The organism is Streptomyces sp. NPDC002276 (assembly GCF_053891435.1).
In genome coordinates, this window is the sequence record NZ_JBSFCQ010000017.1 from 72,782 (window position 1) to 89,717 (window position 16,936).

A 16,936-nucleotide genomic window follows, 5' to 3' on the forward strand; every position below is an offset into this window, starting at 1 on the left:
CCGCCGCTGATGTGATCACCGACCATCGCCATAGGTTCGAGGTGCGCCGGACATCCGGCGCCCTGGACGTATGCACAAGGAGTGGTGACATGAAGGTCGGTCTGCTGGTACGCGTCGAGGCCAAGCCGGAGCACGCCGACGAAGTGGAGGCCCTGCTCCGCGGTGCCCAGGAGCTCGCCGAACAGGAACAGGGCACGGTCACGTGGTTCGCGTTCCGCGAGAACGCCACCACCTTCGGCGTGTTCGACACCTTCGAGGACGAGCAGGGACGGCAGGCCCACCTGACCGGCCGGATCGCCGCCGCCCTGGGGGAGATCGCGGGGACGAAGCTCAGCGCGCCGCCGCTGATCGCCCCGGTCGACCTGCTGGGCGCGAAGGTCTCCTGAGGCGGGCGCCTCAGCGGCGCAGTCCCAGCGCGTCCCGCCCGGCGTACCGTGCCTGGGTGCCCAAGTCCTCCTCGATGCGGATGAGTTGGTTGTACTTGGCGGTGCGGTCGGCGCGGGACAGCGACCCGGTCTTGATCTGTCCGCAGCCGGTGGCGACGGCGAGATCGGCGATCGTGGTGTCCTCGGTCTCGCCGGAGCGGTGGGACATCACGACGGTGTACCCGGCCCGGTGGGCGGTCGCGACGGTGGCCAGGGTCTCGGTGAGGGTGCCGATCTGATTCACCTTCACCAGAACGGAGTTGGCGATCCCGTCGCGGATCCCGGCACTCAATAGCGTCTCGTTGGTGCAGAAGACGTCGTCACCGGTGAGCTGGCAGCGCTCGCCGAGCCGTGCGGTCAGGTCGCGCCAGCCGTCGTGGTCGTCCTCGGCCATCGGGTCCTCGATGGAGGCGATGGGGTAGCGGTCGACCAACTCGGCGAGGTAGTCGGCGTGTTCGGCGGGGGTGCGGCGGACGCCCTCGCCCGTGTAGTCGTAGACCCCGTCGCGGAAGAATTCGGAGGTGGCGGGGTCCATGACGAGGGTGATGTCGGTGCCGGGCTTGTAGCCGGTGCGCTCGATGGCGTGCAGGACGAAGTCGAGGGCCTCGTCGGCGGTGCGCAGGTCGGGGGCGAAGCCGCCCTCGTCGCCGACGTTGGCGCTGTGTCCGGCCGCGATCAGATCGCGGCGCAGGGTGTGGAAGACCTCGGAGCCCATGCGGACGGCCTGGGCGAAGGTGGCCGCGCCGATGGGGGCGATCATGAACTCCTGGAAGTCCAGGGGGTTGTCGGCGTGGGCGCCGCCGTTGACGATGTTCATCATCGGTACCGGGAGCAGGCGGGCGTCGACGCCGCCGATGTAGCGGTAGAGCGGGAGCCGGTGGGCGGCCGCGGCGGCCTTGGCGGTGGCCAGGGAGACGCCGAGCAGGGCGTTGGCGCCGAGGCGCGACTTGGTGTCGGTGCCGTCGAGTTCGATCATCGTGTGGTCGACGGTCGTCTGGTTCTCCGCGTCGAGTCCGGTCACGGCGTCGGCGATGGTCTCGTTGACGGCGTCGACGGCGCGGCGAACTCCCTTGCCGTGGAAGCGCGTCGGGTCGCCGTCGCGCAGTTCGACGGCTTCCCTGGCTCCGGTGGAGGCGCCCGAGGGGACGGCGGCGCGGCCGAGCGACCCGTCCTTGAGTTCCACGTCGACCTCGACGGTCGGGTTGCCCCGGCTGTCGATGATCTCGCGTGCGACGACCCGGCTGATGGCGGTCACGGTGCAACTCCTCACGCAGGGCCCGCGTCCCGGACGTCGGCGGGCGGTAAGTTCCGTCATGAAACAAAGTTAGTCCTGAAAGAGAACCTACTATGGGCGCATGAGGATGCACAACGCCGACGAGACCTGCGGCATCGCCCAGGCCGCCGTGGTCCTGGGGGACTGGTGGAACGTTCTGGTGCTGCGGGAGATCGTCCGCGGCCATGTCCGTTTCGACGCGCTGGCCGCCGGGATCGGCCTGTCCCGCAACGTCCTGACCGAGCGGCTCGGCCGGCTCGTCGCGAGCGGGGTGCTGCACCGCAGGCTCTATCAGCGGCGGCCGGTGCGCTACGAGTACGTGCTCACGGACGCCGGGCTCGCGCTGCTGCCGTTGCTCGCGGCGATGCAGGACTGGGGCGACCGGTGGATGCTCGGCGACGGCACCCTCACCGCGACCGCGGCCGAGGACGGCGCCGAACACACCCGCGTGCACGCCCTGCCCGGCACCCGCCTGCCCGACGATCTTCAACTCCCGGGCATCCAGGGCACGGACCTGCCCGTCGTCTCACCGGACGCCGCCGCGACCGTGCTGTTCACCTACCCGGGCAGTGGCATCGACTGGGGCGAGCCGGCGATCCCCGGTGCCGAGGGCTGCACGCTGGAGAACCGCCTCTTCCGTGACGCCTGGCCCGACTTCCGCCGGGCGGGCGTGGACGTGCGCGGAGTCAGCACTCAACTCCCTTACGAACAGGAGGAGTTCACCCGCACCGAGGAGATCCCGTATCCGTTGCTCTCCGACGAGGCTCAGCGACTCGCCGCGGCCCTGCGGCTGCCGACCTTCCGTGCGGCGGGCCGACTCCGGCACAAACGGCTGATCCTGATCATCGACGCCGAACGGACCGTACGGCACGCACTGTTCCCCGTCGACGACATCCCGCACGCGGTCGCGGAGAGCCTGCGGCTGTCCGCGGACTGCGCCCGGTGACGTCCGCTATGCGAAACCCCCGTTGCTCAGGAGGAGTTGGCCGTTGACCCACTGGCCCTCCGGTGAGCAGAGGAAGTCGACCAGGTGGGCGGTGTCCCGTGGCGTGCCGAGACGGTTGAGCGGTGTCTGCCGCAGGACCTCCGCCCGCCCCTCCTCGGTCATCCAACCGGTGTCCACCGGGCCCGGGTTGATGACGTTGGCGGTGATCCCGAGGTGGGCGAACTCGTGCGCGGCGGCGAGCGTGATGCGGTCCAGGGCGCCCTTGCTCGCGCCGTAGGGGAGGTTGTTGACGGTGTGGTCGCTGGTGAGGGCGATGATCCGGCCGGTGCCCGGAGCGGCGGCGAACCGTAGGCCGTACTCGTGGATCAGCAGCCAGCTGGCGCGCGCGTTGACCGCGAAGTGCCGGTCGAAGCTCTCGACGGTGGTGTCGAGGAGACCGGAGTCGACCGACTCGCAGTGGCACATCACCAAGGCGGTGACACCGCCCGGCCCGCGTCCGACCTCGTCGAAGACGCGGGCCGGGGCGTCCGGGTCGGACAGGTCCGCCTCGACGGCCGTGGTCGCGGCGCCGTGTTCCTTGAGCGCGTCGGTGATGGCCGAGGTCGCGCCGGACTCGACACCCCAGGACATGCGCTCGTCGTAGGGAGTCCAGTAGGTGAAGGCGATGTCCCAGCCCGAGGCCGCCAGCCGACGCGCGATGCCCGCACCGATACCGACGGTGCGCCCCACTCCGGTGACGAGTGCGAGGGGGCGGGTGGAGGGGTGGTGGTCGGTGCTCGTCGTCATGGTCCGAGATCGTTCATGGCGGGGACGGTGTCGGCAACTGCCTTTTCGGGTGTTGAATAAAACGAACGATGCGTTCAGTATCGCTCGCGGGTTCGGTATAGTGAACGCATGGTTCATTCAATCGCGGCTTCTCGGGAGGGCGCGCAGATCAGCGCCTACCTCGACGACACGTACTTGGAACAGGTCGACACGACCGTCATCGCGGTCGGCGATAGGGGCGGGACGCCCTGGGTCGCCGTAGAGGACTGTCTGTTCCATCCGCAGGGCGGGGGACAGCCCGCCGACCGGGGGTGGCTGGAGGACGTCGAGATCGTTCCGGAGCGGGACCACGACTCGGGACTGGTCGTGGCGGTGGGTGGCGGGCTTCCGTCGCTCGACGTGGGGGAGCGGGTGCGGGCCCGGATCGATCTTGAGGCCCGGATGCTGCATGCCGCGCTGCACACCGCTGGGCACCTTGTCGAGGCGGTCGGGCGGACGCAGGGCTGGGAGATGGTCGGCAGTATTCACTTCCCCGGGCAGGCGCGTATTGAGTTCCAGGCGCCGGACTCGGACGCGCGGCTCGGTGATCCGGACGGGCGGGAAGAGGTGACCGCCGTGCTCCGGGACGGGGTGGCGGCAGCCATCGCCGACGACCTGCCGGTTTCAGCTCGGTATCTGCCCGACGGGCGGCGCGTGGTGCGGCTCGACACGCTGCACTCCGCGCCGTGCGGGGGCACGCATGTGCGCAGCCTGGGGGACCTCGCCGAGCTGGTGCTGCCGACGCTGAAGGTCAAGAAGGGCCGTATCCGCGTGTCCTACTCCGCGACCCACCGGAGCCCTCGATGACGCCCCCGCCGGCCGGCCGCCGGCCGGTGAGCAGTACGGCGGCCGCGGTCGGCGCGAAGATCCGGCTGCGCCGTCAGCAGCGCGGGATGAGCGCCGCGGAGATGGCCCGGCGGGCCGGGCTCAGCAAGGCCACGCTGTCGCAGCTGGAGGCCGGGAACGGCAATCCGACGATCGACACCCTGGACGCCATCGCGATCGCCCTGCGCATCCCGATCGCCGACCTCCTCGCGCGGGACGCCGACACCGGGCCGGTGTTCCGGGCGGCCACGGACATCGAACCGGGCGAGGTCTCAAGGGAGTTGCTCCGCCGGATCAGCAGCGGCAACAGCCTGGAGATCTGGCGGCTGCGCATTCCGCCGGAGACGGAGCTGGCCGGAGTACCGCACGCCACCGGCACGATCGAGCACCTGCTCATCGCCACCGGCCACGTCACCGCCGGACCCGTCGACGCCCCGCAGGACCTGGGTCCCGGCGACATGCTCGCCTTCGCCGGAGACGCCCCGCACTTCTACCGCACCGGCGCGGACGAGGTCGACATCACCGTCGTCTTCGCCTCCCCCATCAGCACCTGAGACCGAGGAACTCCCGCCCATGAGCGCCACCGCCATCGCCACCACCCCCGCCAGTCGTGCCTTCATCAGCGACAACATGGCCGGAGCTTCCCCGGAGATAGCCCGGGCCGTCGCCGACGCGGCGGCCGGACAGATGCTGCCGTACGGCAACGACCCCTACACCGACAGGGCCCGCCGCAGGCTCGGTGAGATCTTCGAGCGGGGCGTCGACGTGTTCCCGGTCTCCACCGGGTCCGCCGCCAACGGTCTGAGCCTGGCCGCCCTCACCCCGCCGTGGGGCAGCGTGCTCTCGCACCCGGAGAGTCACATCAACACCGACGAGTGCGGGGCACCGGAGTTCTTCACCAACGGCGCCAAGCTCGTCGGTGTCCCCGGCCCCGACAGCAGGATCGACCCCGCCGCGCTGGAGACGGCGGTGCGCCGCCGGGCCGGTGACGTGCACAGCGTGCAGCCGTCCGTGGTGAGCATCAGCCAGGCCACCGAGAGCGGCAGCGTGTACACACTGGAGGAGATCCGCCGGCTGTCGGGCATCGCCAAGGACGCCGGACTGCGCGTCCACATGGACGGCGCCCGCTTCGCCAACGCGCTGGACCAACTCGGCGCCACCGCAGCGGAGATGACGTGGAAAGCCGGTGTCGACGTCCTGTCCTTCGGCGCTACCAAGAACGGCGCGATGACCGCCGACGCCGTCGTCTCCTTCGACCCCGCGCTCGCCGGCGAGCTGGCCTTCCGCGCCAAGCGCGCGGGTCAACTCACCTCCAAGATGCGGTTCCAGACGGCCCAGCTCGACGCGTACCTCACCGACGGTCTGTGGCTGCGCAACGCCCGGCAGGCCAACGAGATGGCCGCCCGCCTCGGCGACGGCCTCAAGTCCATCGCCGGAACAGGCCTGTTGGCCGCCCCGCAGGCCAACATCGTCTTCTGCCGTCTGCCCCAGGACGTGACCGAAGGACTCCTCGCCGAGGGCTACGCCTTCTACCACGACCGCTGGGAGCCGGGCATCGTCCGGTTCGTCACCGCGTTCTCGCACAGCGCCGACGACATCGACCAACTCCTCGACGCGGTCCGCCGTTTCAGGCGGTGACGAGTGGCTTGAGCGGTGGTGCGAGCGTCGGCAGGGCGGTATGCAGGTTGCGGGTGACCTCGGTCAGGTCGGCGACGAACATGCCCGCGAGTTCGGCGGTGAACCCGGTCCGCACCACCAGCCGTAGCACCGAGACGTCCTGGCACGGGGCGGGGAAACTGTAGGCGGGCAGATGCCAGCCACGGGCGCGCATGCCGTGGGAGACGTCGAACACCGTGAAGCCCGGTGTGCCGGGGGTCAACCGGAAGGCGAACGCCGGGAGTTCGGAGCCGTCCGTGATCAACTCGTAGGGGGCGATGGTGCGGATGCGCGCGGCGAGGGCGCGGGCGGTGGTCCGGCTCTGGTCCGCCAGGTCCCGCAGTCCCTCGAAGCCGTAGCGGAGGAAGCTGTAGTACTGCGCGACGACATGCGCCCCCGGCCGGGAGAAGTTGAGCGTGAAGCTGGGGGAGCTGCCGCCGAGGTAGTCGACCTCGAACACCAGGTCGTCCGGGAGGGCTTCGGCGTCGCGCCACAACGCCCAGCCCAGGCCGGGGAAGACGTGCCCGTACTTGTGCCCCGAGGTGTTGATGGAGGCGACCCGTTCGAGCTGGAAGTCCCACATGAGGTCCGGGTCGAGGAACGGGGCGACCATCGCGCCGGACGCGCCGTCGACATGCACGGGGATGTCGGTGCCGGTGGCGGCCTGGTAGCCGTCCAGGGCCATGCAGATGTCCGCGACGGGCTCGTAGGAGCCGTCGAACGTGGAGCCGAGGATCGCCACGACACCGATGGTGTTGTCGTCGCAGTACGCGGTGAGCGCGTCGGCGGTGAGGTGGTAGCGGCCCGGCTCCATCGGGACGTAACGCGGCTCCACCTCGAAGTAGTTGGCGAACTTCTTCCAGCACACCTGCACGTTCGCGCCCATGACGAGGTTCGGGCGCGCGGTGTCCTTGCCCTGGGCGCGCCGGCGTTCCTGCCAGCGGCGCTTGAGGGCGAGTCCGCCGAGCATCGCGGCCTCGCTGGAACCGGTGGTCGAGCAGCCGCTGACCTGCTCCGGGTGCGGTGCGTGCCACAGGCGCGCCAGCATCCGTACGCAGCGCTCCTCCATGGCGGTGATCTGCGGGTACTCGGCGCGGTCGGCGAGGTTCTTCTCGGCCGTCTCCGCCATCAACTCCCTTGCCTGCGGCTCCATCCACGTCGTCACGAAGGTGGCGAGATTGAGGCGTGCGTTGCCGTCGAGCATCAGCTCGTCGCGTACGCGGCGGCAGATCAGGTCGGGCGAGGACGACGTCTCGGGCAGTTCGTCGACCGGCAGCAGGAGGTCGGCGGCGGCCGACTGTCCGGTCCGGCGGGAGACGGTCAGGGTGTCGAACTCGGCTTCGGGCATGACGGCGGTATGCGGGATGGGCATGAGTGTGGGGATGCCTTTCTGGTCCGTGCGGCCCCGTGCACTCCGACGCTAGATCCCTTGACGGTGGGACGTATGTGCCGATTACACCGATCCAGTGATCGATTTGCGCACTGATGAACTGGATTTTCCCTTGTACATACTGGATGCCTCCTTTTCCTGACCTCGGGCCCGGTGCCGGCGTACCGCGTCGCGGTTGGCGCAGAGTTGGGAGCAGTAGCGCTGCCGCCCCGTGCGGGAGGTGTCGGCGAAGGCCGCGCCGCACTCGGTCACGGCGCAGCGCCTCAGGCGGTGCATTCCGCGTCCCGTGAGATGCAGTGCCGTACCCACCGAGATCAGGGAGAACAGCACATCGCCGAGCGGCTTCCGGTCGTCGCGGTAGTGCAGGTGCCAGCCGCTGCCCGCGTGGTCGGTCATGCGTGGATAGGCGGCGGCCTCCTCCAGCATCCGGTTGACCAGCTCCGCGCGCTCCTGCTCGTCGGTGGCGTCGACGACCTTCTCCCACGACCGCAACGCGTGGCGGGCGCGGTCGAGGTCCTCGGCGGTCGTCGGCCGCTCCAGCACCAGACCGGCATCGCGACAGCGATCCGCGAGTTCCTCGGCGTCGGCGGGGGGCCGGTTGACCAGATCCGCGGCCAGGTTCACGGCATCCTCGCCGTAAGGGTTGAGGTGCATAAGGCCATTACAGCAGTCTGATCGCCATGCGACAACGCGACAACACAGATCCGTCCCGGGTCCGGCGGGCCGTGGAGTACGACCTCGTGGAACTCGTACGGCTACGGGTGCTCCTCTTCGAGGACTTGGCCGGCGACTTCTTCAACCCCCCGTCGGTGGACGGCGATTGGCTGGACGCCCTGGCCGTGGTGCTCAAGGAACAGCTGACGGCGGACACCGTGCGCGTCCTCGTCGTGGACGGTGCCGACGGCACCCTCGCCGCCTGCGGCATCGGCACCGTCGAGCAGCGACTGCCCGGACCGCAGCTGCGCAACGGCCGGATCGGGCACGTGCTCGGCGTGGTCACCGACCCGGCCCACCGGCGACGCGGACACAGCCGCTCGATCGTGCGCGGCCTCCTCGACTGGTTCCAGGACAGCGGTGTCGCCCGGGTCGACCTGCACGCCTCCGCCGAGGGCGAACCGCTGTACCGCGACCTCGGTTTCACCGAACACCCCGATCCCTCCCTGTACTGGCGCCCGTGATCCGTCACGACCACAACTGCCCCGAAACCGGAGCCACTTCATGCCCAAGCTGATCCCCGACAGCCGACCGCAGCGGGTGCTCGTCGCCTCGAACCTCGTCTACACGATGGGCAGCGGCCTCTATCTGACGGCCGGAGTCCTGTACTTCACCCAGGCGGTACGGCTGCCTGCGGAGCAGGTGGGCCTCGGCCTCGGCGTCGCCGGACTCGTCGCCCCGGCCGTGGGCATCGCCGTAGGACATCTCGCCGACGTGCGTGGCGCCCGTGGCGTCTACGTGATCACGCTGCTGGTGCAGGCACTGGCCACCGCCGGGTTCGTACTGGCCGACGGCTTCTGGTCGTTCGTCCTCGTGATCGGTCTGGCCGCCGCGGCGAAGGCGGCCGGACTCGCCGCCCGTACCCCGCTCATCAGGCACTACGGAGGAGACCGGCCGCAGGAGTTCCGCGCCCGGCTGCGTGCCGTCACCAACGTGGGGATCTCCGTGGGCGCGTTGGGCGCCGGCTGGATCGTCCAGGTGGGCACCCTGAGCGCCTATCGGTGCATGGTCGTCGGCAACGCGATCGCGTTCGTCTGCGCGGCGGCGACGCTGTTCCTGCTGCCGTCCGTCGCGCCCGGACCCGTGCTGGAGGGCTCCCGATGGAGCGCTCTACGGGACCGTCCCTACCTCCTGTTGACCGTTCTCGACGGCGTGATGGCCATCCAGTTCAAGGTGCTCACCGTGGCCGTCCCGCTCTGGCTGATCGGTGCCACCAGCGCACCGCACTGGCTCATCTCGGGCACGATGCTCACCGGCACGGTCATCGTCGTCGCCTTTCAGGTACGGGCCGGTCGTGGCATCGACTCTCCGGTGGCCGGTGGTCGTGCCTACCGGCGGGCGGGCGTGGCCTTCCTCGTCGCCTGCGCGCTGATCTCGCTCGCGGCGGGGACCCCGGCGTGGGCCGCCACGGCACTGCTCATCACGGCCGTGGTCGTCCACACGGTCGGCGAACTGTGGCACGCGGCGGCCGGCTTCGAGGTGTCCTTCGCGCTCGCTCCGCGCCACGCCACGGGCCAGTACCTCGGCGTGTTCGGCCTGGGGGCGGGCCTGGCGGAGGCGTTCGGCCCGGGGCTGCTCATCGCGCTGTGCATCACCTGGGGCCGCCCCGGCTGGTACGTCGTGGGCGCGCTGTTCCTGCTCACCGGCCTGGCGGCACCGCCCGCCGTCCGCCTGGCGCTACGACAGCAGCAGGCCCAACAGGCTCATGCCGAGAGCTTGTTGCTCCGGCGCCGGGCGGCGATCGTGTCGGCGACCGGTACCACGATCCAGCAGAGATAGGCCCAGTGCGTGAGGAACGAGACCGGGATCGACACCAGGAAGCCCGCGGCGACCATGCCGATCCCGCGGATCGTCCGGGAGAACAGCTCGGGCGGGGTGCCGGTGCGGTAGAGGTCGTCGCGACGGACCTCGTCGACCATCAGTATGAACAGGAGACAGGACGTGAACTGCACGGTGGCGTAGAAGACGAACCGGGCCTGGAACGCTCCGTGCCCGCCGATCACGTCGGTCGCGAACGGGGTGATCACCAGCGTGAGCAGCCAGTACATGGTGAGGGCCGTCAACTTGCCGTTGGACGCCGTGACATAGCGGAACACCCGGTGGTGGGAGCGCCAGTGCGCGGCGATCACCACGAAGCTGATCATGAACGCCAGATAGCTCTCGCGGTGGTCCGAAGCCGAGTGCCACAGCTCGGAGTTGGTCGTGCCCTCCGGTACCGGCAGCTCCAGGGCCAGCAGCGTGAGCGCGATGGCGACGACCGCGTCCCCGAAGAACGTGAGTCGCTCGGCGGAGACCGCCCGGATCTCCATGTCCTCGCCCTCGGACGGCAGTTGTTGATCAGTCGAGACGTTCATGGCAGCAGAGGATGCCACACGACGGTGACCGTCCCGGACGCGCGTGACACCTCGGGCGGGCCCCGGGGGAGTGGTACTGCTGGTCCTACCCGTATGCCTGGCGGCCGGGGCGGAGCGAAGAGGATCATCGAACCGACCGAGTCATCCCCGTGATCGCGCGGTACAGAACGCGGCACGGACGCAGAACGGACACCGTCATGACCCTGGCCTACCTCGCACAGCCCGAGCAGCAGCAGAAACTCGAATGGCTCGACGGCGGTGAGTTCGCCGTACTGCTGGACGCGGCGGCCACCGGCGGGCAGTTGACCGTGGGACGGTTCTCCGTCGCCAAGGGCGAGGCGCCGCCATACCACACGCACACACGTGAGGACGAGGTCTTCATGCTGATCAAGGGCAGCGCGCTGCTGTGGTGCGACGACGAGGAGATGGAGCTGTCGGAGGGCGGCATCGTCTTCCTTCCGCGCAACGTCCCGCACGGCTACCGGATCACCTCCGACACGGCGGACCTCCTCATGATCTGCACACCGGGCGGCATCGAGGGCATGTTCCGGCACGCGGGACGCGACCTGAAGACCCCGCGTCCGGAGGGCTTCGAGATCTCCCGGGACCTCATGGCGGAGGCCGCCGACCAGTACGGCCAGATCATCGTCGGCCCGCCGCGCTGACCCTTCAACTCCCCTCACGGCTTTCACCTGAACCACGAAAGGCACAGCCATGTCCCGGCAACAGCGCCAGGCCCTCGACGAACTGCTGCGGCACGCTCCGCTCGACCTCGGCGGCGACGTCGCCGAACAGCGCGCCGTCTTCGCCGAGTTGATGGCGTCCATCCCGTTGCCCCCCGACGTCTCGACCACGGTGGGCGAACTGGGCGGTGTACCGGTCGTCACCGTCGAGACCTCCGCGAGCGACCCGGCGACCGTGGTCCTCTACCTGCACGGCGGCGCCTACGCGATCGGCTCGGCGGCCGACGCCGTGGGCCTGGCCGCCGAGATCGTCCGGCGCACCGACGCGCGCGCCGTCTGCGTCGACTACCGGCTGGCCCCCGAGCACCCGTTCCCCGCGGCGGTTGACGACGCCCTGGCCGTCTACCGGGCGCTCCTCGACGACGGACTGCCCAGCTCCGCGATCGCGTTCGTCGGCGAGTCCGCGGGCGGTGGTCTCGTCGCCGCGACGCTGGTCGCCGCCAAGGACGCGGGGCTGCCCCAGCCCGCGTCGGCGGCGGTGTTCTCCCCGTGGGCCGACCTGAGCATGTCCGGCGCGAGCGTGGTGAGCAAGGCGACCGTCGATCCCGTGCTGACCCCGGAGGGCATGCGCAGGCGGGCCCACGACTATCTCCGCGACACGGACCCCACCACGCCCTACGCCAGCCCCGTCTTCGCGGACCTGACCGGCCTGCCGCCGCTGCTCGTCCAGGTCGGCTCGCACGAGATCCTGCTGGACGACGCCGTACGACTGGCCGCGCGCGCCGCCGAGTGCGACGTACGGGTCGATCTTCAGGTCTGGTCCCAAGTGCCGCACGTCTTCCAGGGTTTCGCGGTGATGCTCGACGAGGGCGCCCAAGCGCTCGACGCGGCAGCCGCGTTCACGCGGGCCCACTGGGCGGACGTCACCGAAGGCGCCGAGGTGCTCGGGGGCGTCGGGGCCGTCGGGTAAAGAATCCGTAGTGCGCAGGCCGAACTTCCGTGTGCCGTACGGCGTTTCGACAACGATGGTGCGCATGGCTACGACGAACCACTTCGGCATCGCGCTGCGGGGGTGGCGAGAGCGCGTGTCACCTCAGGACAGCGGGCTGGAGCCGGACGGGGAGCGGCGCATCCCCGGACTGCGCCGGGAGGAACTGGCCCGGCTGGCGGGCCTGTCGGTCGACTACGTGGTCCGGCTGGAGCAGGGCCGCGCCCGCAACCCCTCGGCCCAGGTGGTCACCGCGCTGGCCAGGGCGCTGCGCCTCGAACCGTCCGAACGCGACCACCTGTTCCGCTGCGCCCACCTCGCGCCGCCCGCGACCGGGGACGTGTCCAGGCACATGCCCGCGCGGGTGCACCGGCTCGTGGGGCAGTTGGCCGACAGCCCCACCGCGGTGTTCGCCGCCGACTGGACCCTCATCGGCTGGAACGACATGTGGTCCGCCGCGATCGGCGATCCCCGCACCTACGGCTGGGACGAGCACAACCTCGTCGCCGGGATGTTCCGGCCGGGCGGCGGACACGGACGTGCGCCCATCGCGGGCTGGCCCGTGCGGTCCTGGGCGGGCGACGAGGTCGAGGAGGAGGATCTCGTCGCCGACCTGCGGGTCACGGCCGCCGCGCATCCCCACGACGCGCGGCTCGTCGCCTTCGTTGACCGCCTGCTGCGCGACAGCCCGCGCTTCGCCCGCCTGTGGTCAAACGGCACGGCCCGCACCCACGTCGGAGACCGAAAGACCATAGAGCACCCCCGAGTTGGGGACATCGACCTCGACCTCGACGTGGTGATGGCCGCCGGGACCGACCTCCGGATCGTCACGTACACGGCGGCGGCCGGGACGGGCGACGCGGAGAAGCTGGACGATCTGCGCGCGGCCCGCCCCCAGCCGGCCCGGGTCCCGTGAAGCTCGCGGTACGTCAGTCCTCGTCCGCGCGCGACAGCGCGTCGGTGATCAGACGGGTCGCCGAGTCGGGGTCGTCCGTGATGCGGTTGATGTGTTCCGCGAGCAGGAAGGCTGTGGCCTCCAGCGGGGTCATCTCGTCCTTGGTCCAGTCCCCGTACTGCTCGCGCCACAGATTGGGGCTCAGTCCGATGCCCGCGGCGACGACCAGACCGGCCATGGTGGGGACGGCCCCGGGCGGAACGCTCCTGGGCATCATGCGCAGCGTGCCCACGAGGGTGGGCACCACGTACTCGATGACGTCCTTGCCCTGACTCTCGTGCGCCTTCCTCAGCCACGTCATGAAGATGTAGATGAGGGTGCACGTGCCGGCCAGGACGTCCTCGACTCCCTCGGGACCCAGCGACGCGATGAACTGCTCCATCAGCGCCTGCTGTTCGGGATCGACCCCGGTCCTGCCGTCGTGGACGGTCTTGAGCCGGGAGTCGACGATCATGAGCGCCGCGCCCACATCGCCGATAGGAGCGTGCTGGGGTTCGAGGGGCGATGACACGGGATTCCTCCTCGGTCGGCCGCGCGATCAGCGTGTCGTGTCCGTGTGTATCCGTAGAGTATTCGTCCGCGTCGGCGCCGGACGGCGGTTCGCCATCTTCCACGGTCGTGATGCGGGCTTCTACGGTCGTGACGCGGGCGCTGTGGGCCAGGTGCGCAGCAGAGTGTCCAGCGCGTCGAGGATCTCGGTCCAACTCTCCTGCGCGTCGGGGGCGCTGTGGTCGAAGCCGCCGGCGGACTCCAGGCCGACGAAGCCGGTGAAGACGCTGCCCAGCAGTCGCACCGCGTGCGTCTGGTGCGGTTCGGTCAGGTCGTAGCCGCGCAGGATCGCCCGGGTCAGCTGCGCGTGCCGGACGCCCGCACTGGCGGCGGCCGTCTCCGGGTCGAGCCGGAACCGGGCCGCGACGAAGCGTCCCGGATGGTCGAGGGCGTAGTCGCGGTAGGCGTTCGCGAAGGCGGTCAGGGCGTCCTTGCCGGCCCGTCCGGCCACCGCGGCGGAGACCCGGTCGGCCAGTTCCTCCAGGGCGAGCAGGGCGATCCTGGTCTTGAGGTCGTGGGCGTTCCGCACATGCGAGTACAGGCTCGCGGTCTTGACGCCGAAACGCCGGGCCAGCTCCGCCGGGGTCGCCTGCTCGAAGCCGATCTCGTCGGCCAGGTCAGCGCCCGCCCGGACCAGGCGCTCCGTGGTCAGTCCCACCCGTCCGGTCCCTGCCATGGCCGTCCTCCGCGTCGATTCCCACTCGTCTCACTCTGTGGCTTCGAAGATTATGCATTTGCCTAAGTCGATTAGGCAAATTAGCGTGGCCGTTATGAAGCCGCTGACCGAGCAAGAGATCCGCGCCGCGTTCGTCAACTGCACCAAGGGCGAGGCCAAACGCCTGTCCGTCCCCCGCGACCTCGCCGAACGATCCTGGGACGACCTGGACTTCCTGGGCTGGCGAGATCCCCAGGCCCCCGACCGGGCCTACGTCGTGACCGAGCTGGACGGCCGCCCGGTCGGCGTCCAGCTGCGCACCTCCGGCGCCGGCTCCTGGCAGCAGCGCCGCAGCATGTGCTCGGTCTGCCTGACCACCCACACCGGAGGCGTCTCCCTGATGGTCGCCCCCAGGTCGGGGAAGGCCGGACAGCAGGGCAACTCCGTCGGCGTCTACATGTGCAGCGACCTCGCCTGCTCCCTCTACGTACGCGGCAAGAAGGACACGGGCGTCGGCGCCCGCCTCCAGGAGTCCCTCACCCTGGAGGAGAAGATCCGCCGGACCGTGACGAACCTCGCCACGTTCATCGCGAGAGTGGGCGCGTGACCGGCCGGGGTTCCGGCGCGGGCGCCTCCGACCTGCTCGTCCCCGTTTGTTAGGCTCCCCAAGCCTCCCGCGGGGGAAGTCCGGTGAGAATCCGGCGCTGACCCGCAACGGTGTGCGTGGCGACCCCTGGTCGTCGCGTGAGCCCGATCGCCCGTGGGTGGTGCGACCCGTTGACTGCTCGCCGTGGACTGCGAGAGGGGATCCGAGCGGCCGGCACGGTCGTACGGGCTGTCTCCTCGACCGAGGCTCACCAGGCGGCCCTAGGTGAAGGACCGCCGATCGTGCGCCGACCTCCGAGCTCCGGCCCGGCCCGAACACCCCAGCCGCTGCTGATACTTGGGCTACTGGTCCTGCTCTGCGTCTCCCTCGTGTGCGGTGTCGCACTGGGGGCCGCCGGCATCGGACCGGCGGACGTGTTCCGCTTTCTGTGGGCCGGAGTCAGCGGCGGGACCATACACGCCGACGACGCCGCCGACTACACCATCGTCTGGGAGATCCGGCTGCCGAGGGTCGTCCTCGCGGCCGTCGTCGGCGCCGGGCTCTCGGCCGTCGGCGTGGCCGTCCAGGCCATGGTCCGCAACGCGCTCGCCGATCCGTTCGTCCTCGGCATCTCCTCCGGCGCGGCGGTCGGCGCCAACGCGGTCATCCTGCTGGGCGCGTTCGCCGGTCTCGGTGTCTGGGCGCTGTCCGCGTCCGCGTTCGCCTCGGCGCTCGCCGCCATGGTCCTGGTGTACGCGGTGGCCCGCTCGCCGCACGGCCTCACCCCGCTGCGGCTGATCCTCACCGGGACCGCGCTGGCCTACGGCTTCGAAGCCGTCACCACCGTGATGGTGTTCGGCGCGGCCCGTGGCGAGGCGGCCCGCTCGGCGATGATGTGGCTGCTCGGGAGCCTGGGCGGCGCGACCTGGGCCCAGGTGCCGCTGGCCGCCGTCACCGTGGCGGCCGGCTGGGCGTGGCTGCGGTGGCGGGCGGAACCGCTCAACGCGCTCGCGATGGGGGACGAGACCTCCGCCGCGCTCGGCGTCCAACCTGCCCGGCTGCGCCGGGAGTTGTTCCTCGTCACCGCGGCCGTGACCGGAACGGTGGTGGCGGTCAGCGGCGCCATCGGCTTCGTCGGCCTCATGGTGCCCCACCTCGTACGGATGCTCGTCGGCGCCGACCACCGCAGGGTCCTCGCGGTCGCGCCCCTGGCCGGAGCGGTGCTCCTGGTGTGGGCGGACGTGCTGTCCCGGCTGCTGCTGGCCCCGGCCGAACTCCCGGTCGGAGTCATCACCGCCGTCGTGGGAGTGCCCGCCTTCCTGCTGCTGATGCGGCGCGGCGGCTATGCGTTCGGGGGGCGTTGATGCGGCTCGACATCGAGGGACTGTCGGTCGACGCGGGCGCGACGCGGCTGGTCGACGACATCGAGCTCGCCGTGGACTCCGGGGCCTTCGTCGGGCTCGTCGGCCCCAACGGCAGTGGAAAATCAACCCTGTTGAGGTGCTTGTACCGGGCGCTGCGACCGGCAGGGGGCGCGGTCCGGCTCGACGGCGACGACGTGCACGCCATGGAACCACGGGCCGCCGCACGGGTGTTGGCCGCGCTGCCGCAGGAGTCGTCGGCCGAGTTCGACTTCACCGTCACCGAGGTGGTCGCGATGGGGCGGCTGCCGCACCGGGACCGGACCGCCGCGTCGGACCGGGAGATCTGCGCCGACGCCATGGAACGCACCGGTGTCGCCCACCTCGCCGACCGAGGCTTCCTCGCCCTCTCCGGCGGAGAGAAGCAGCGCGTCCTGATCGCCCGCGCACTCGCCCAGCGCCCACGCGTCCTGGTCCTCGACGAACCCACCAACCACCTGGACATCGCCCACCAGTTGGACGTGCTGTCCCTGGTCCGGCGCAGCGGCCTGACCGTACTCGCGGCCCTGCACGACCTAAATCTCGCCGCCGCGCACTGCGACCTGCTGTACGTGATCGCGGACGGCCGGATCGTCGCGTCCGGCGCACCGCACGACGTGCTCCAACCCGCCCTGCTCGCCGAGGTGTTCGGAGTCCGCGCGCACCCGGTACGACACCCGGAGACCGGCGCCGTCCAGCTCCTGTTCGATCTGCTCCCGCCCACCACGTGAGG

The 16,936-nt window shown here is 70.5% G+C and carries 20 protein-coding genes; 13 read left to right on the forward strand and 7 right to left on the reverse strand.

The features are described from left to right. The first annotated feature begins 89 nt into the window (after positions 1-89). Positions 90-386, forward strand: a complete 297-nt coding sequence (locus tag ACWIHT_RS34945) for a putative quinol monooxygenase (protein WP_456172331.1) — start codon at positions 90-92, stop codon at positions 384-386. A 10-nt stretch (positions 387-396) separates the two neighbouring features. Here the strand turns inward: ACWIHT_RS34945 and eno are convergent, their stop codons facing one another. Then, positions 397-1,680 (reverse strand): phosphopyruvate hydratase, encoded by a 1,284-nt coding sequence (gene eno / locus ACWIHT_RS34950; RefSeq protein WP_456172332.1) that lies wholly within the window; start codon positions 1,678-1,680, stop codon positions 397-399. A 100-nt stretch (positions 1,681-1,780) separates the two neighbouring features. Between eno and ACWIHT_RS34955 the strand changes: the two genes are divergently transcribed. Continuing rightward, on the forward strand, positions 1,781-2,644 hold the full coding sequence (locus ACWIHT_RS34955) for a winged helix-turn-helix transcriptional regulator (protein WP_456172333.1): 864 nt from the start codon (positions 1,781-1,783) through the stop codon (positions 2,642-2,644). Between the two features lie 6 nt (positions 2,645-2,650). Here ACWIHT_RS34955 and ACWIHT_RS34960 read toward each other — a convergent pair whose 3' ends face one another. Continuing rightward, the gene (locus ACWIHT_RS34960) at positions 2,651-3,430 is read right to left on the reverse strand and encodes an SDR family oxidoreductase (protein WP_456172334.1); all 780 of its coding nucleotides are present in this window, start codon (positions 3,428-3,430) and stop codon (positions 2,651-2,653) included. Positions 3,431-3,538: 108 nt separating this feature from the next. On the opposite strand from ACWIHT_RS34960, the gene ACWIHT_RS34965 reads away from it, so the two are divergent. Genes ACWIHT_RS34965 through ACWIHT_RS34975 form a run of 3 tightly spaced genes read left to right on the forward strand, consistent with a single transcriptional unit; the run spans position 3,539 to position 5,911 of the window. Beyond that, positions 3,539-4,255, forward strand: a complete 717-nt coding sequence (locus ACWIHT_RS34965) for a metal-dependent hydrolase (protein ID WP_456172335.1) — start codon at positions 3,539-3,541, stop codon at positions 4,253-4,255. Continuing rightward, entirely contained in the window at positions 4,252-4,827 is a 576-nt protein-coding gene (locus ACWIHT_RS34970) for a helix-turn-helix domain-containing protein (protein ID WP_456172336.1), read from the forward strand. The genes ACWIHT_RS34965 and ACWIHT_RS34970 overlap by 4 nt, the downstream gene beginning before the upstream one ends. A gap of 19 nt (positions 4,828-4,846) precedes the next feature. Beyond that, positions 4,847-5,911, forward strand: a complete 1,065-nt coding sequence (locus ACWIHT_RS34975; protein WP_456172337.1) for a threonine aldolase family protein — start codon at positions 4,847-4,849, stop codon at positions 5,909-5,911. On the opposite strand, the gene ACWIHT_RS34980 is transcribed toward ACWIHT_RS34975, so the two are convergent. Then, positions 5,901-7,301, reverse strand: coding sequence for a glutamate decarboxylase (locus tag ACWIHT_RS34980; RefSeq protein WP_456172338.1), 1,401 nt, complete (start codon positions 7,299-7,301; stop codon positions 5,901-5,903). The genes ACWIHT_RS34975 and ACWIHT_RS34980 overlap by 11 nt on opposite strands. 81 nt (positions 7,302-7,382) lie before the next feature. Next, positions 7,383-7,973, reverse strand: a complete 591-nt coding sequence (locus ACWIHT_RS34985) for a CGNR zinc finger domain-containing protein (RefSeq protein WP_456172339.1) — start codon at positions 7,971-7,973, stop codon at positions 7,383-7,385. A gap of 26 nt (positions 7,974-7,999) precedes the next feature. Here ACWIHT_RS34985 and ACWIHT_RS34990 point away from each other — a divergent pair, with 26 nt between their 5' ends. Beyond that, the gene (locus ACWIHT_RS34990) at positions 8,000-8,497 is read left to right on the forward strand and encodes a GNAT family N-acetyltransferase (RefSeq protein WP_456172340.1); all 498 of its coding nucleotides are present in this window, start codon (positions 8,000-8,002) and stop codon (positions 8,495-8,497) included. A gap of 40 nt (positions 8,498-8,537) precedes the next feature. Next, the gene (locus ACWIHT_RS34995; RefSeq protein ID WP_456172341.1) at positions 8,538-9,812 is read left to right on the forward strand and encodes an MFS transporter; all 1,275 of its coding nucleotides are present in this window, start codon (positions 8,538-8,540) and stop codon (positions 9,810-9,812) included. Here the strand turns inward: ACWIHT_RS34995 and ACWIHT_RS35000 are convergent. After that, positions 9,737-10,387 (reverse strand): TMEM175 family protein, encoded by a 651-nt coding sequence (locus ACWIHT_RS35000; protein WP_456172342.1) that lies wholly within the window; start codon positions 10,385-10,387, stop codon positions 9,737-9,739. The genes ACWIHT_RS34995 and ACWIHT_RS35000 overlap by 76 nt on opposite strands. A 197-nt stretch (positions 10,388-10,584) precedes the next feature. Here ACWIHT_RS35000 and ACWIHT_RS35005 point away from each other — a divergent pair, with 197 nt between their 5' ends. From ACWIHT_RS35005 to ACWIHT_RS35015, 3 genes are all read left to right on the forward strand, one after another. After that, positions 10,585-11,052, forward strand: coding sequence for a cupin domain-containing protein (locus ACWIHT_RS35005; RefSeq protein ID WP_456172343.1), 468 nt, complete (start codon positions 10,585-10,587; stop codon positions 11,050-11,052). A gap of 49 nt (positions 11,053-11,101) precedes the next feature. Further along, positions 11,102-12,040, forward strand: coding sequence for an alpha/beta hydrolase (locus ACWIHT_RS35010; protein WP_456172344.1), 939 nt, complete (start codon positions 11,102-11,104; stop codon positions 12,038-12,040). A 64-nt stretch (positions 12,041-12,104) separates the two neighbouring features. Further along, positions 12,105-12,974 carry a helix-turn-helix transcriptional regulator gene (locus tag ACWIHT_RS35015; protein WP_456172345.1) on the forward strand — a complete coding sequence of 290 codons (870 nt, stop codon included), beginning with the start codon at positions 12,105-12,107 and terminating at the stop codon, positions 12,972-12,974. 13 nt (positions 12,975-12,987) lie between these two features. Here the strand turns inward: ACWIHT_RS35015 and ACWIHT_RS35020 are convergent, their stop codons facing one another. Together ACWIHT_RS35020 and ACWIHT_RS35025 are read right to left on the reverse strand one after the other, a co-directional pair. Beyond that, entirely contained in the window at positions 12,988-13,524 is a 537-nt protein-coding gene (locus ACWIHT_RS35020) for a hypothetical protein (protein WP_456172346.1), read from the reverse strand. A gap of 120 nt (positions 13,525-13,644) precedes the next feature. Then, the gene (locus ACWIHT_RS35025; protein ID WP_456172347.1) at positions 13,645-14,238 is read right to left on the reverse strand and encodes a TetR/AcrR family transcriptional regulator; all 594 of its coding nucleotides are present in this window, start codon (positions 14,236-14,238) and stop codon (positions 13,645-13,647) included. Positions 14,239-14,332: 94 nt separating this feature from the next. Here ACWIHT_RS35025 and ACWIHT_RS35030 point away from each other — a divergent pair, with 94 nt between their 5' ends. From ACWIHT_RS35030 to ACWIHT_RS35040, 3 genes are all read left to right on the forward strand, one after another. Further along, complete coding sequence (locus tag ACWIHT_RS35030; protein ID WP_456172348.1) at positions 14,333-14,824, forward strand: FBP domain-containing protein; 492 nt, start codon at positions 14,333-14,335, stop codon at positions 14,822-14,824. Between the two features lie 281 nt (positions 14,825-15,105). After that, entirely contained in the window at positions 15,106-16,167 is a 1,062-nt protein-coding gene (locus ACWIHT_RS35035; protein WP_456172349.1) for a FecCD family ABC transporter permease, read from the forward strand. After that, the gene (locus ACWIHT_RS35040) at positions 16,167-16,934 is read left to right on the forward strand and encodes a heme ABC transporter ATP-binding protein (RefSeq protein WP_456172350.1); all 768 of its coding nucleotides are present in this window, start codon (positions 16,167-16,169) and stop codon (positions 16,932-16,934) included. Before ACWIHT_RS35035 ends, ACWIHT_RS35040 begins: the two co-directional genes overlap by 1 nt. The last annotated feature ends 2 nt before the right edge of the window (positions 16,935-16,936 follow it).